The sequence below is a fragment of the Pseudomonas sp. WPR_5_2 genome (assembly GCF_003634475.1).
GTDB classification, from domain to species: Bacteria; Pseudomonadota; Gammaproteobacteria; order Pseudomonadales; family Pseudomonadaceae; genus Aquipseudomonas; species Aquipseudomonas izuensis.
The window spans coordinates 41,261-54,800 of record NZ_RBLA01000010.1; the positions used below are offsets into that span (position 1 = coordinate 41,261).

The 13,540-nt window shown below is 57.7% G+C and carries 15 protein-coding genes; 6 read left to right on the plus strand and 9 right to left on the minus strand.

Annotation, left to right across the window (positions count from 1 at the left end):
• The 4 genes from BJ917_RS28410 to BJ917_RS28425 all read left to right on the plus strand — a co-directional run bounded on the left by BJ917_RS28410 (window position 1) and on the right by BJ917_RS28425 (window position 2,477).
• Entirely contained in the window at window positions 1–873 is an 873-nt protein-coding gene (locus BJ917_RS28410; protein WP_096515134.1) for an A24 family peptidase, read from the plus strand.
• Entirely contained in the window at window positions 870–1,493 is a 624-nt protein-coding gene (gene coaE, locus BJ917_RS28415) for a dephospho-CoA kinase (protein WP_096515132.1), read from the plus strand. The genes BJ917_RS28410 and coaE overlap by 4 nt, the downstream gene beginning before the upstream one ends.
• The gene (gene yacG, locus BJ917_RS28420) at window positions 1,490–1,690 is read left to right on the plus strand and encodes a DNA gyrase inhibitor YacG (protein WP_096515130.1); all 201 of its coding nucleotides are present in this window, start codon (window positions 1,490–1,492) and stop codon (window positions 1,688–1,690) included. The genes coaE and yacG overlap by 4 nt, the downstream gene beginning before the upstream one ends.
• Before the next feature lie 232 nt (window positions 1,691–1,922).
• Window positions 1,923–2,477, plus strand: a complete 555-nt coding sequence (locus BJ917_RS28425; protein ID WP_096515128.1) for a hypothetical protein — start codon at window positions 1,923–1,925, stop codon at window positions 2,475–2,477.
• A gap of 56 nt (window positions 2,478–2,533) precedes the next feature.
• Here the strand turns inward: BJ917_RS28425 and BJ917_RS28430 are convergent, their stop codons facing one another.
• Genes BJ917_RS28430 through BJ917_RS28450 form a run of 5 tightly spaced genes read right to left on the minus strand, consistent with a single transcriptional unit; the run spans window position 2,534 to window position 7,547 of the window.
• Entirely contained in the window at window positions 2,534–2,851 is a 318-nt protein-coding gene (locus BJ917_RS28430; RefSeq protein WP_096515646.1) for a cytochrome C oxidase subunit IV family protein, read from the minus strand.
• 13 nt (window positions 2,852–2,864) lie between these two features.
• Window positions 2,865–3,578, minus strand: coding sequence for a heme-copper oxidase subunit III family protein (locus BJ917_RS28435; protein WP_096515126.1), 714 nt, complete (start codon window positions 3,576–3,578; stop codon window positions 2,865–2,867).
• A 6-nt stretch (window positions 3,579–3,584) separates the two neighbouring features.
• Complete coding sequence (locus tag BJ917_RS28440; RefSeq protein ID WP_121105693.1) at window positions 3,585–4,277, minus strand: cytochrome c oxidase subunit 3; 693 nt, start codon at window positions 4,275–4,277, stop codon at window positions 3,585–3,587.
• Window positions 4,274–6,049, minus strand: coding sequence for a cytochrome c oxidase subunit I (gene ctaD / locus BJ917_RS28445; protein WP_121105695.1), 1,776 nt, complete (start codon window positions 6,047–6,049; stop codon window positions 4,274–4,276). Before ctaD ends, BJ917_RS28440 begins: the two co-directional genes overlap by 4 nt.
• 43 nt (window positions 6,050–6,092) lie before the next feature.
• Window positions 6,093–7,547, minus strand: a complete 1,455-nt coding sequence (locus BJ917_RS28450; protein ID WP_121105697.1) for a cytochrome c oxidase subunit II — start codon at window positions 7,545–7,547, stop codon at window positions 6,093–6,095.
• A 298-nt stretch (window positions 7,548–7,845) separates the two neighbouring features.
• Between BJ917_RS28450 and BJ917_RS28455 the strand changes: the two genes are divergently transcribed.
• Window positions 7,846–8,184 (plus strand): hypothetical protein, encoded by a 339-nt coding sequence (locus BJ917_RS28455; RefSeq protein ID WP_121105699.1) that lies wholly within the window; start codon window positions 7,846–7,848, stop codon window positions 8,182–8,184.
• Window positions 8,185–8,235: 51 nt separating this feature from the next.
• Here BJ917_RS28455 and BJ917_RS28460 read toward each other — a convergent pair whose 3' ends face one another.
• Window positions 8,236–8,925: an energy-coupling factor ABC transporter permease gene (locus tag BJ917_RS28460; protein ID WP_096515116.1), complete on the minus strand. Its 690-nt coding sequence runs from the start codon at window positions 8,923–8,925 to the stop codon at window positions 8,236–8,238.
• A 353-nt stretch (window positions 8,926–9,278) separates the two neighbouring features.
• Between BJ917_RS28460 and BJ917_RS28465 the strand changes: the two genes are divergently transcribed.
• Window positions 9,279–9,521: a DUF2790 domain-containing protein gene (locus BJ917_RS28465; RefSeq protein WP_121105701.1), complete on the plus strand. Its 243-nt coding sequence runs from the start codon at window positions 9,279–9,281 to the stop codon at window positions 9,519–9,521.
• Window positions 9,522–9,529: 8 nt separating this feature from the next.
• On the opposite strand, the gene BJ917_RS28470 is transcribed toward BJ917_RS28465, so the two are convergent.
• From BJ917_RS28470 to BJ917_RS28480, 3 genes are read right to left on the minus strand one after another with little or no spacing between them, the layout of a single operon-like run.
• Window positions 9,530–10,798, minus strand: a complete 1,269-nt coding sequence (locus BJ917_RS28470) for an OprD family porin (RefSeq protein WP_096515112.1) — start codon at window positions 10,796–10,798, stop codon at window positions 9,530–9,532.
• 17 nt (window positions 10,799–10,815) lie between these two features.
• Window positions 10,816–12,036 (minus strand): benzoate/H(+) symporter BenE family transporter, encoded by a 1,221-nt coding sequence (locus BJ917_RS28475; RefSeq protein ID WP_121105703.1) that lies wholly within the window; start codon window positions 12,034–12,036, stop codon window positions 10,816–10,818.
• The gene (locus tag BJ917_RS28480; protein ID WP_121105705.1) at window positions 12,033–13,400 is read right to left on the minus strand and encodes an aromatic acid/H+ symport family MFS transporter; all 1,368 of its coding nucleotides are present in this window, start codon (window positions 13,398–13,400) and stop codon (window positions 12,033–12,035) included. Before BJ917_RS28480 ends, BJ917_RS28475 begins: the two co-directional genes overlap by 4 nt.
• Window positions 13,401–13,540: the final 140 nt, after the last annotated feature.

A 13,540-nucleotide genomic window follows, 5' to 3' on the forward strand; every position in this document is an offset into this window, starting at 1 on the left:
ATGCCCTTGAACGAAATTCTGACCCACTTCCCCCTGGTTTTCGTCGTCATCGCCGGGCTGATGGGCTTGCTGGTCGGCAGCTTTCTCAACGTGGTGATCTGGCGCCTTCCAAAAATGCTCCAGCGCGAATGGCGCGTACAAGCCCATGAGATCCTCGGGCTGCCCGGGGAAACGCCGCAGCCCACCTACAACCTGCTGCTGCCCCCCTCCCAGTGCCCAGGCTGCGGCCATCGGATTCGTGCCTGGGAAAACGTTCCCGTGCTCAGTTTTGTATTTCTGCGTGGGCGCTGCTCGGCCTGTGCCATGCCGATCAGCAAACGCTATCCGTTGACTGAACTGGCCTGTGGCCTGTTGTCGGCGTTCATTGCCTGGCACTTCGGTTTCGGCTGGCAAGCCTGCATGACGCTGCTCCTGACCTGGGGCCTGCTGACGATGAGCCTGATCGACGCCGAGCATCAGCTGCTGCCGGACATGTTGGTGCTGCCGCTGATGTGGCTGGGGTTGATCGTCAACAGCCTCGGCCTGTTCGTGCCACTGCATGACGCGATGTGGGGCGCCATTGCCGGGTACCTGGCCCTGTGGTCGGTGTTCTGGCTGTTCAAGCTGATCACCGGCAAGGACGGCATGGGCCACGGCGACTTCAAGCTGCTGGCGATGTTTGGCGCCTGGGGCGGCTGGCAGATTCTGCCGCTGACGATCCTGCTCTCATCCCTTGTAGGAGCCATCATCGGGGTGATTTACCTGCGCCTGCGCCAGGCAAAAACCTCGACACCGATCCCCTTCGGCCCCTATCTGGCGATTGCCGGCTGGATTGCCTTGCTCTGGGGTGGTCAAATAACCGACTTCTATTGGCAGTTTGTCGGTTTGAAATGAATACCCCTGTGGAAAAACCCTGGATTCTCGGCCTGACCGGCGGCATCGGCAGTGGCAAAAGTGCGGCGGCCCAACACTTCATCGACCTCGGCGTGCACGTGGTCGATGCCGACCATGCCGCGCGCTGGGTCGTCGAGCCGGGCCGGCCGGCGCTGGCAAAAATCGCCGAACACTTCGGCCCCGGTGTGTTGCAGGCCGACGGGCAGCTGGATCGCGCAGCCCTGCGCAAACTGATCTTCGAGGTGCCGGATGAACGCCGCTGGCTGGAAGCCTTGCTGCATCCGCTGATCGGTGAGGAAATCGCTCATCATCTGGCGCTGGCAAAATCACCTTACGCGATTCTGGTTTCGCCGCTGCTGATCGAGTCCGGCCAGTACGCCATGACCCAGCGGGTGCTGGTGATCGATGCCCCCGAACAGCTACAGATCGAACGTACCCTGCAGCGAGACCAGACCAGCGAACAGCAGGTCCAGGCGATCCTCAAGGCCCAATCCAGCCGCCAGGATCGCGTCAGCCATGCCAACGAGGTCGTGGTCAACGATCGCGACCTTGCCTGGCTGCACAGCGAGGTCGAACGCCTGCATCACTTTTACCTTACTTTGCGTGGAGGCCAGTCATGAGCCAGATCCCGACCGTCGAATGCCCGACCTGCGGCGCCCCTGTCGAATGGAGCCCCGAGAGCAAATATCGGCCGTTCTGCTCCGACCGTTGCAAACTGATCGACCTGGGTGCCTGGGCCTCGGAAGAGCACAAGATTCCGGTGGCCCCGGATGCCGAGGACGAGTTGTTCAGCGGCGATTTCGACCCGCGTCACTGATTCCGATCAATCCGGCACAATGCGTGTCGGAATTCGATGAATTGTGCCGGCTTTTATATCGTTCCCGCCTCTTGGCCCTCCAAATAGCCGCCTGATGGCGAGTGCTATACTTCTTTCGGGTTGCAGCAAGAACACAACGTTCCCCGCGGACACCGATACCGAAGGTAAATCTCAGTTAAAAGCTGCCGGACAGAGGAGGTCTACAGCAACAACAAGAGATGGGAGGTGTGGCATGAATCGGCACTATTACATCAGTGACAATCTCGACGATCTTGAAGCCGTTGAAAATGAACTGGAAGCCAACGGCATCAACACCGAACAAATTCATGTGCTCAGTGAAAAAGTTGCTGATGTTGAAGAACATCATCTTCACGAAGTTAACTCGCTGATGAAACAAGATGTCGTTCACTCTGGCGAGATTGGTGCGGTGGTCGGTGTGCCACTGGCAGCGCTGATCCTTGGCGGCGCCTATTGGCTGGGCTGGCACGAATCCGCCGCCGGCTGGGTGCCTTTTATCTTCCTTGCCGTTGTTGTACTGGGCTTCTGCATCTGGGAAGGCGGATTCTTTGGTATCCAGGTGCCAAACGCTCACTTCCGCAACTTCAAACAGATGGTGGAAGCGGGCAAACATGTCTTCTTCGTGGATGTCGAGCCCAATCAGGAATCGGTGTTGGAACAGGTCATCGAACATCATCCAAAACTGACCATTGCCGGCACGGGAACGGCCGCCCCCCACTGGACAGTCGCCTGGCTGCACAGATGGCATCAGTTCAAGCGAACGATTTAAAACCCATAATTGATTGCGAGGCAGCGCCTGGAGGCTTACGGCCATCCAGACGTTGCTTATTGGCCGAAAAAAATGACCCGGCTGAGGAACACGTAGTCCGCCTCGGTGGCCATCAGTCCGACGAGCACCAGTAGACACAGCGGTGGCATCAATATGGCGTAAACCAGGGCCAACCGCTCCCAGGCCATATGCATGAAGATGGAGACAATCAAACCTGCCTTCAGCAACATGAAAGTGATAATCAGGGCCCACCTGAGATAGCCGTGAAAATGGAAATAGTCGACAAGATACGACATCGTACTGAGGACGAATAACAGCCCCCATATTTTGAGGTACAAACTGATTGGATGCTGTTGACCTTGGGCATGCGCCATCATCCGCGCTCCTCTACCACAAATAGAAGAAAGCAAAAATAAACACCCACACCAAATCCACGAAGTGCCAGTAAAGCCCGGCTATCTCGACATTCTGATAGTTTCCGGAGCGCTCATAATCTCCCCGCAATACTTTCATCGCCACAATGCTGAGGTAGATGGCGCCGATTGACACATGCAGTCCATGAAAACCGGTAATCATGAAGAAGCTGGCACCAAATTGCGCCGCGCCCATGGGGTTGCCCCAGGGACGCACCCCTTCCGCGATGAGTTTGCTCCATTCAAAGGCCTGCATGCCGACGAAGGTCACACCCAAGGCAGCGGTCGCCAGCATCAGGGCTGTGGTTTTCGCGCGATCATGGCGATAAGCGAAATTAACGGCCATCGCCATCGTGCCGCTGCTACTGATCAGCACAAAAGTCATGATGGCGATCAGAATAAGCGGGATTTCCCTACCGCCAATCGTCAATGCAAACACTTCACTGGGATTGGGCCAGAGGTCAGTGATAGTCATGCGTACCGACATGTAGCCGGTTAGAAAACACGTGAAGATGAACGTATCGCTGAGCAGGAATATCCACATCATCGCCTTGCCCCAGGGGACCTGCTTGAAAGCGTCTTTATCCGAGGACCAGTCGCTGGCGATGCCCTCCCATCCCGGTACAGGCGGCGAACCTGCTGGATTGGATGAGCCCGAATCGGCCGGGGCTTGAGGATGCGATGCCATGGTTTGTCACCTCAGGCCGCAGAGTCTGGCGATGGTTTCATAGGTTTCTGGCGTACTGGTCAGTAGCACAAAGAGCACGAACCAAAGACCCAACAGGTAATGCCAATAGATGGCACAGAGCTCTACGCTGGTGCTGAGTTGCGGCAACGGCACGTGATGCAGGAGTTTGGTGCCGATCCAACCCCAGGCAATCAACCCGCCCAGGAGGTGGAGCCCATGCATGCCGGTCAACAGATAGAAGAAACTGTTGGCCGGGTTACTGGCGACAAAATAGCCCCAGGCGACAAATTGCTGCCAAACCCAGAGTTGTCCCACCAGAAAGGCAATGGCGAATACACCACCCAATGCAAAGCCCATGACTGTCGGGCCTTGTCGAGCCTGCCGAACGGCCATGCGTGACCACTGCAATGCTATGCAACTGCACACCAGAAAAGCCGAATTCACCCAGAGTTGCCATGGATTGGCCAACGGCGCCAAGGGCTCTGTCAGGGGCAGCCAGTCAGCCATTTGCGAGCGGGCGAGAAAGGCAATCAGGAAGAGAAAAAACAACGAACTCACGACGGCCAGAAACAAGCGCAGGCCTGTCTTGGCGATTTGGCTCCTGTCGGCCCCCTCGGTGGCCCGGGTCCCTTCAGGACCACGATTCCAGCTGCCACCGGGGTCAGCACCGTCGGCGTTTCTCAAAAACAGCCTGTTCATGTTTTAACGTCCGCTATTTTGGTTTGGGCACTGTGTTGTCGCAGTTGCTCCAACGCCTCGGCGGAAACCGTTTGCGGTACGAAATCCTGCTCTATCCCCGGCACGCTGTAGTCATAGGCCCAGCGATGCACGACCGGCAGCTTCTCTCCCCAGTTCCCGTGCTTGGGCGGGGTGTCCGGCGTTTGCCATTCCAGGCTCGCCGCGCCCCAGGGATTACTGCCAGCGGGTTTGCCCTTGAACACGCTCCAGGCCATGTTGAACACGAACAGCAACTGGGAAACGCCGACAATCAATGCAACCACCGTAATGAAGGCATTCAAATCGTGCGCTGATTGCGGAATGAACCCGTAGTTGTCATAGGCATAGTACCGCCGAGGCATGCCCTGGAAGCCCAGATAGTGCATGGGAAAGAAGATGGCGTAGGTGCCCAGGAAAGTTATCCAGAAATGCAACTTGCCCAGGATGTCGTTGTACAGGCGCCCGGTAATTTTCGGGAACCAATGATAAATACCGCCGAACACCACCAATACCGGCGCGACACCCATGACCATATGAAAATGGGCGACGACAAAGTAGGTGTCCGAGAGCGGAATATCCACAATCACATTGCCGAGAAACAACCCGGTCAGCCCCCCCACCAGAAAGGTAACGATAAAGGCCAGGGCAAACAGCATCGGCACGGTCAAATGAATGTCACCCTGCCACAGGGTCAGCACCCAGTTGTAGACTTTCAGTGCAGTTGGCACCGCGATGATCAAAGTAGTGACAGCGAAGAAGAAGCCGAAGTACGGGTTCATTCCGCTGACATACATATGGTGCGCCCAGACCACAAAGCTGAGTACGCCAATCGCAATAATCGCCCACACCATCATTCGGTAGCCGAAGATATTTTTACGCGCATGGGTGCTGATCAGGTCGGAGACCAGGCCAAACGCAGGAAGAGCGACGATGTAGACCTCCGGGTGGCCGAAGAACCAGAACAAGTGCTGGAACAATATCGGGCTGCCACCCTGATGATCGAGCGGCTGCCCCAGCGAGATCATCGCCGGCATGAAGAAACTGGTGCCCAATAGTTTGTCGAACAGCATCATGACCGCACTGACAAACAATGCCGGGAAGGCCAGCAAGGCCATGATCGAGGCCATGAAGATGCCCCATACGGAGAGCGGCATGCGAAACAATGTCATGCCGTACGTACGTGCCTGCAGCACCGTGGTGACGTAGTTCAACCCGCCCATGGTGGCGGCGACGATAAAAATCGCCAGTGAGACGAGCATCAGCACGATGCCCCACTCCACCCCCGGTGTTCCCTGAGTTAGGGACTGTGGCGGATAGAGCGTCCAGCCTGAACCGGTGGGGCCGCCAGGGACAAAGAAACCGGCGAGCAACACCACTACCGCCAGCAGGTAAAACCAGTAACTCAGCATGTTGACGTAGGGGAAGACCATGTCACGGGCGCCCACCATCAACGGGATCAGATAGTTGCCGAAGCCCCCCAGAAACAAGGCTGTCAGTAAGTAAATGACCATGATCATGCCGTGCATGGTCATCGCCTGATAGTAAGCACTGGCGTCCATGAACGACAAACTGCCGGGGAAGCCTATCTGGATGCGCATCAAGTCAGACAGCACCACGGCGATAAGCCCCACGAACAGAGCCGTCAAGGAATATTGAATGGCTATGACCTTGTGGTCCTGGCTCCAGATGTATTTGGTCAGGAAACTCTTGGGCTCGTGCAGTGCTTGTGTTTCGGCTTGCTCCGCATAGGCCATCACGTCATCCTCCTGCCGAAGTTTCAGTGTATTTCTGGCGACTTTACGGCTGCTTCCCTGGCTCAGCCTTGCTCGCGTCAGCGTCGGCATTCGCTTTGGATTTGATAAAGGCGATCAGGGCGTTCAACTCCTTATCGCTTGGCGCAAAGGCCGGCATGACGGGTGCGTAGCCCTTGACGATTTTGGCACCGGGATTGAGAACCGATTCTTTTACATAGCCCTCATCGACCTTTATCCCCGTACCGTCGGCAAGGGTTTCCGTCTTGCCATACAGGCCCTGCCAGGTGGGGCCGACACCCTTGTTACCATCGACACTGTGGCAGGCCAGACAGCCAAGCGATTGCGCCAGCTGTTGTCCCTGCGCCACAAGATCCTCACCCGTGCCCGACGCTTGCGGCGCAACACCCAGTGATTTGATCAGGGCGACCAGAGCACCCAATTCATCGTCATTGAGAGTATAGGCCACCATCACTGGCGGGTAGCCCTGTACCAGGCGGGCTTGCGGAGTGAGGATCGACTCTTTCAGGTAGGCCTCATCGACCTGCACGCTGGTGCCATCGGCCAGTTGCTCAGTGCGGCCGAAAAGCCCCTTCCATCCCGGGCCGAGGCTGGTACTGCCATCCTGGCTATGGCAGGCACCGCAGCCATATTTTTCGGCCAACTGACGGCCTTTTTCCAGCATGCTGTCCTGACTGGGCCTGGCCGCTGTCGCTAATGTCTGCGCAAACGTCGGCTGGCCCTTTAGCCATTGATCGAAGACGTCTTGCTCTTCCACGATCATATTGCCGCGCATGTTGTAATGGCCGACGCCACAATATTCAGCGCAAAGGACTTCATACTTCCCGGTTTTAGTCGGCGTAAACCAAAAGTACGACACCATCCCCGGCACCATGTCCATCTTGCTGCGAATTTGCGGCACATAGAAATCGTGCAAAGTGTCTTTAGAGCGCAGTAAAACTTTCACCGGCCGATCGAGTGGCAGGCGAACTTCATTATTGATGACAAGTACATCGTCCTGCGCTGCAGGATCCTTGGGATCAAGGCCGAGGGGATTGCGGGAATCAATGAACTTTACATCCGACTTGCCCAACTTCCCGTCCTGGCCTGGAAAGCGATAGGCCCATTGCCACTGCTGGGCAACCACTTCAAGTTCATAAGCATTTTTCGGCACCCGGATGAAATCATTGTAAACAACCAGGCCGGGCGCCAACATTGCGGCAATACCTATCGAAGTAACGACAATTAACCAGAACTCCAACTTTTTACTTTCTGGCTGGTAGTGCGCCCTGACCCCCTCCTTGTGGCGATAACGCATCACAGCGACCGCCATGAACACCGTGATGGCGACAAAAAATATACCGCTGATGATCAGGGTGATGAACAGTGTGGTGTCTATTGATCCCCAGTTGGACGCTGCCGGAGTTGCATGCCAAGGCGCTAGTATATGAAAGAGCACTGAGCCAATAACGATTAGAATCAAGATAATTGCTATTGCCATTTTCTCTTCATCCTATTCCTGTTGTTCATTGGTCATGCGCAAGCATCGCCGCTGACGTCCAGGCAGGGCAGACAAGCCACCCGAGGTGGCAAAGCCAGTGAAAAGTATAGTGTCATCAGGTTGTGCCGTGAGGTCGGCAAGCGGGATCCGGTTGCCAGCTATACTCACTACGCATGGCAGAGATCGGCCAGAAGCGACTACAGCAGACGAACCCTGCCTAGGCGTAATAGTCAGATAGATGATGGCATTGAAGAGACAAGAGCCACAGAATCCAGCAGTCCGCGACGGAGATTTCGTCATGAGCGCCCTGACCATCGAAGGCTGGTGCAAAACCAGCCCCGACCAAAAGTCCATCCCAACGGGTGAAATTCACTTTTACGTCGATGGCCCCCTCCATCGGCGCCTGGAAGAAGCAGAAGAACGTCTGCAGACGACCCATGAGCGTGAAGCCATGGTCGATGTCGACATGAGCACTTTGGATTTGACCTTGCCAGGGGACTACGCCCCCTTGTCCGACTGCCAAATGCGCGTCTATCTGCACCACGAGCGTGGTCAGTTCCATTTGGTCGGACACCGTGCGAGCGATGGCAGCTTGATCTACACCAACGCCGTTTTGATTGATCAACTGATTGAGTGAAACGCTGGAAACAGAGATGGGATCGCCCGCCTCTGGCGGATTTCAAAAGGATCAGGACTCGGGATCGTCGTCTTTCCAGGGCGCCGAGAGATAGCGTGTGCGATTGAAGGTCTCCAGCCATTCCGGGCAGAACACCACCAGCGCGCTGACCACCATGCCGTTGATGAATGCCTCCGGAAATATGAGCAGCCACAGATAACCGACAAAGTCTTCGAGCCAGTACGGCATGGCGAAGCGTTCGTCATACCACAGCAACGTGAGCGACAGCACCAGGCACAACAACGCCGACAGCGCAGCCGCGAAGAAACCGGAAACGAAGATATACACGAAGGGATTACGCGGCTGCGCCCGCTCCACCGCAATCGCGCAGCACTCGGTGATCAGCACCGGCAACAGAATCAACAGCCCGCCATTCACGCCCATCGCGGCCATGTCCTGACGACCGAGCAGCACCAACCCCGCTTGCGCCACCAGTCCACCGACGATTGCCAGTGGCCAGTCGAGCAACAGCGTCACCGCCGTCATGCCGATGAAATGATAGGACACGCCAGTATCGAAATCCCGCCGCACCAGCCAGAGCACGAACAGCGCGAACACCGTGCCGAACAGTAAATGCTGACGCCGGCTGTCGCTGAACAGCTCAACCCAGGGTGCCCGCGCAATGGCCCAGATCAGCACCGGCACATAGATCAGCCACCCCACCGTGAGGGATTCGGGTGACAGCAACTCGGCGCCGATCATGGCGGGGTGGGCTCCTTTTTTCGGGAGGGGGATAGTTTTTAGTCTACACCGGGCTTTGGATGCGCTTCGATTTTGCTGCGGCAGGGACGGCCTGCCTATGCCACACCCACCTGTAGGAGCCGGCTTGCCGGCGAAGGCGTCCTGGTGGTCGATGCAAGGCTCAAAGACCGCCTTCGCTGCGGTGCGGCGGTCCGACAAGCCAGCTCCTACAGGCGGAAATGAGCCACTGAAAGGATGTGTCAATCACGCGATTGTTACGTTTCCTGCAACGCTGAATCAGCCTCAGGCCCCTTTATCACCCAGGTCCAAAGACTAAACTTCAAAGCATCAGATCCAACCCCGAGCCCACAAAAATGAAAACCCTGACCGCCCTGTTTCTGACCCTCATCACCACCTCGGCCATGGCCGCCACCAACGAACCGGCAGCCACTCCCTACAACCCGGCGCAGCCGCTGGACATCGCCAAAGTGGTTTCCGTGTCGAATACCGCGACCGCGTGCGGCGTCGTACCGGCGACGATGGTGTATGTCGACCATCAGGGCCAGACCCGTCGCGTGACCTACGAGGTCATGGGTGATTGCACCAGCGATCTGTGATCAACGGCTCATAGCAGCGTCCAGGTGTAACTCAGAATCAGACGATTCTCATCGATATCGCTGCGATAGTTGGAACGCGCCATTGCATTGCGCACACGGATGCCAAGGCCTTTGAGGCTACCGCTTTGCAGCACGTAACCCATATCCAGGTCACGTTCACGGTCCTTGCCCTCAAATCCCTTCCCGGTGTCGACGTTGTTGCCGGTGATGTAGCGCACGGTGCTGGTCAGCCCCGGCATGCCGAGTGCCGCAAAGTCGTAGTCGTAGCGCGCCTGCCATGAACGCTCGTCGGTAAAGGCGAACTCGTAGGTCGGCACTTCGTTACCCAGCGGTGAAATGTTGGCAAAGACCCGCGGAAAAGCGCTGTCGCCGTACATGCCCTGATAACCGACATAAAATGTGTGACCGCCGCGCTTGGCCGACAGCAGGGAAAAGAACGCCCGGTTATCGATGTTGCCCAGCAGCTTTTTGCCGTCTTCGCGCGAATCGTAGTAACCGAGGTTTGCACCCAGGGTCCAGTCGCCCATCGGCTGGCTGTGCTTGAAGCCCAGGAAACGCTGGTTGTAGATATCTTCCAGTTGCCCGAACCAGGCGCTGACCGAACTGCGCTTATCGTTGAAGGCGTAATCGGCTCCGGCAAAATTGAAGCCGTCGCTGCTGACCTGACGTTGCGGTATGTGACCAAGCATGGCCTGCATTTTTTCGTCGCCGGCTTCGTTGCGCAGGCTGGTCGAATTCAAATGTCCGCCCTGCAGTGTCAGGCCATTGATCTCGCTGGAGCTGATGCTTGCACCCTGATAGCTGGGAGGCAGCAAGCGAATATCGCTGAATGCCAGTACCGGCAGGTTGGGTTGCAGCTCACCCACCTTCAATTCGGTTTTGGAGTAACGCACCTTCAAGGCCGCCTCGATACGGCTGTAATCATTCGCCGCCCGCCCATCATCCTGTACCGGCAGCAACCCGGTATTGACCCGGTCCGGGCTGCTGTCGAGCTTGAGGCCAAGCAGGCCGATCACATCTACGCCAAAACCGACGGGCCCTTGGGTATAACCGGATTTGACGTTAAGGATGAAACCCTGCGCCCACTCTTCGGCCTTCGATTGTTGATTCGCCCCGACGATGTCGGAAAAGTCCCGGCTGAAGTAGTAATTGCGCGCTTGCAAGGTGGCGGTGGTGTCGTCGATGAAGCCAGCCTCGGCGGCCGTCGCGCCGGTGGATAAACTCGAGACGATCGCCATGGACAACACTGAACCGGTTGCTGGAAGAATCTGTTTCATCGTTTTTTCTCTTATTTTTATTGATCGACAGGTAAAAGCGCCTTGGCCGCAGCGCTTTCGCTGCGAGGGGTGAGGCGACGGGCGTTTAACAACAGGTGAGTGACCATGCCGAAAATCAGTCCCCAAAAAGCCGCGGACAAACCCAACAGCGACATGCCCGACGCCGTGGTGAGAAAGGTCACCAGCGCCGCTTCACGATCACTCGGCACCGCCATCGCGCCAGCCAGCGCACCGGCAATCGCAGCGAACAGTGCCAGCCCGGCCAAGGCCGCGATCAGCTCTTTGGGGAACGCCGAAAACAGTGAGACCAGCGTGGCACCGAAGATGCCCAGCAGCAGGTAGCACAGGCCACCCACGACCCCGGCCACATAACGTTTGCCGGGATCTTCGTGGGCCTCGCGGCCCGTGCAAATGGCCGCGGTAATCGCCGCCAGATTCAGCCCGTGGCACCCGAACGGCGCCAACAACGCCGTACCCAGTGCGCTGCCGACAATGATCGGTCCGGACGGCGTTGCGTAACCGCTGGCGCGCAACACCGCCATGCCGGGAACGAACTGGCCGGTGAGTGCCACCATCACCAGCGGCAAGGCGATGTTCAGGGTTGCGCTCAGGCTGAACGCAGGCGTGATCCACACCGGCGTGGCCAAACCGATGACCAAGGCTTCGCTGTGCAGATCTCCGGCGAGAAATGCCATCGAACAACCCACCAACAGGACCATCAGCACGGCATAGCGCGGCAGCAACCGCTTGCACACCAGGTAGGTGGCAAACATCGTCAGCACCAGCAACGGCTTGCCCTGCAGCGAGACGAACAACCCGGTACCGAAGCTGAACAGAATCCCCGCCAACATCGCCGCTGCAACGGCGGCAGGCAGCTTGCCGATGATCCGGTCAAACGCCCCCGACACCCCGACCAGGAAAATGATCAGGCTGCTGACCAGATAGGCACCCACCGCTTCCGGCATGGAAATCCCCGGCAACAATGCCACCAGCAATGCCGAGCCCGGCGCCGACCACGCGATGATCACCGGGACGCGGTAACGCAGGCTCAAACCGATGCCAAGCACGGCGCTGCCGATGGAAATCGCCCAGACCCACGACGACAGCACTTCCCGCGACAGGTGTGCGGCGTTGGCGGCCTGAAAAATGATCACCAGAGGGCCTGCGTAGGAAATCACCGTGGCGATAAATCCGGCGACGGCCGCTGACAGGGAAAAATCCCGGGCTAACGCTCTCATGAAGCTTCGCCGACAGAACCGTCAGCGGAAACGTAGCCAACGTCCGTCAACGCCTGGCGGGCGCTACGCCGACTGCTGACGGCGAACACCGTCATGGCGATGGCGGCTATCGCACCGGGCAAGGCAAACGCCATGAAGTTCAGTTGCAGCGGCAGGCTGATCCCGAGCAAGGCACCGCCCAGCAACGGACCGACGATCGCGCCGTTGCGTCCGATACCCGAGGCCCAGCCCAGGCCGGTGGAGCGAATGGTCATGGAGTAGAACTGCGCGGCGCAGGCGTAAAGCAGAATCTGCGAACCGATGGTGGTGGCGCCGGCAATGGCGATCAGCAGGTACAACACCGGCATCGGGCTATTGAAGCCCAGCAAGGTGATCGACACCGCCGCCAGGGCGAAGAACACCGCCAGGACGCGCGGCAAATTAAGCCTGTCCCCCAGTACGCCACCGCCGACCGCGCCGAAAATGGCGCCGAAGTTGAGCACCAGCAGGAACGACAGGCTCGAACCGAGGCTGTAACCGGCGTTGGCCATCAGTTTCGGCAGCCATGAGCTCAGGGCGTAGACCATCAGCAGGCAGCAGAAAAATGCCAGCCACAGCATCAGCGTGCGCAGCGCCCGGCCCTCGCGAAACAGTTGCAACACCGGGGTACCTGTGCCCTTCACTTCGCTCATGTGCAGTTGATCGCCGGTCTGCGCGATGTACACCGGATCGACCCGCTGAAGAATGGCGCGCGCTTCTTCATTGCGCCCCTGACGCAACATGAAGCCCACGGACTCGGGCAGGAAGTACATGATCAACGGCAACAACATCAACGGCAGCACCGCCACGTAAAACACCGACTGCCAACCGAAAGCCGGAATCAACACGATACCCAGCCCCGCCGATAGCATCCCGCCCACCGAGTAGCCGCTGAACATGATCGCCACCAGCGTGCTGCGGATTTTTTTCGGCGCGTATTCGTTCATCAGCGCCACGACGTTGGGCATTACCCCGCCAATGCCCAGGCCGGCAATGAACCGGCACACGCCAAACTCTGTGGGGTTACGGGCGAAACCATTGAGCACGGTAAAACCGCTGAAGAGCATCACGCAGATCGTTATGGCTTTCTTGCGACCGATTCGGTCTGACAGCGGGCCGAAGAACAGCGCGCCGAACATCATTCCGAACAATGCATAACTGCCCAGTGCACCAGCCTGCAGGGGACTGAGCCCCCATTCCTTCATCAGCATCGGCAGCACCACGCCGTAGATCACCAGATCGTAACCGTCGAAGATGATGATCAGGGCACACCAGAACAGCACCATCCAGTGAAAACGGTTGAATCGTGCGTTGTCGATAACCTCATGTACGTCGATCTTGCGCATGGCATCTCTCTCTTGTTGTTGTTTTTCAAGAGGCTCGCAAATGCGGCGAACGTCCCGTACAGCCGAGGGTAATGTCGCCAGGCACGCGCCAATATCCGCGTTGCGCAGATCGCTATCCGTTTTGTGCAATGCCCTGGACC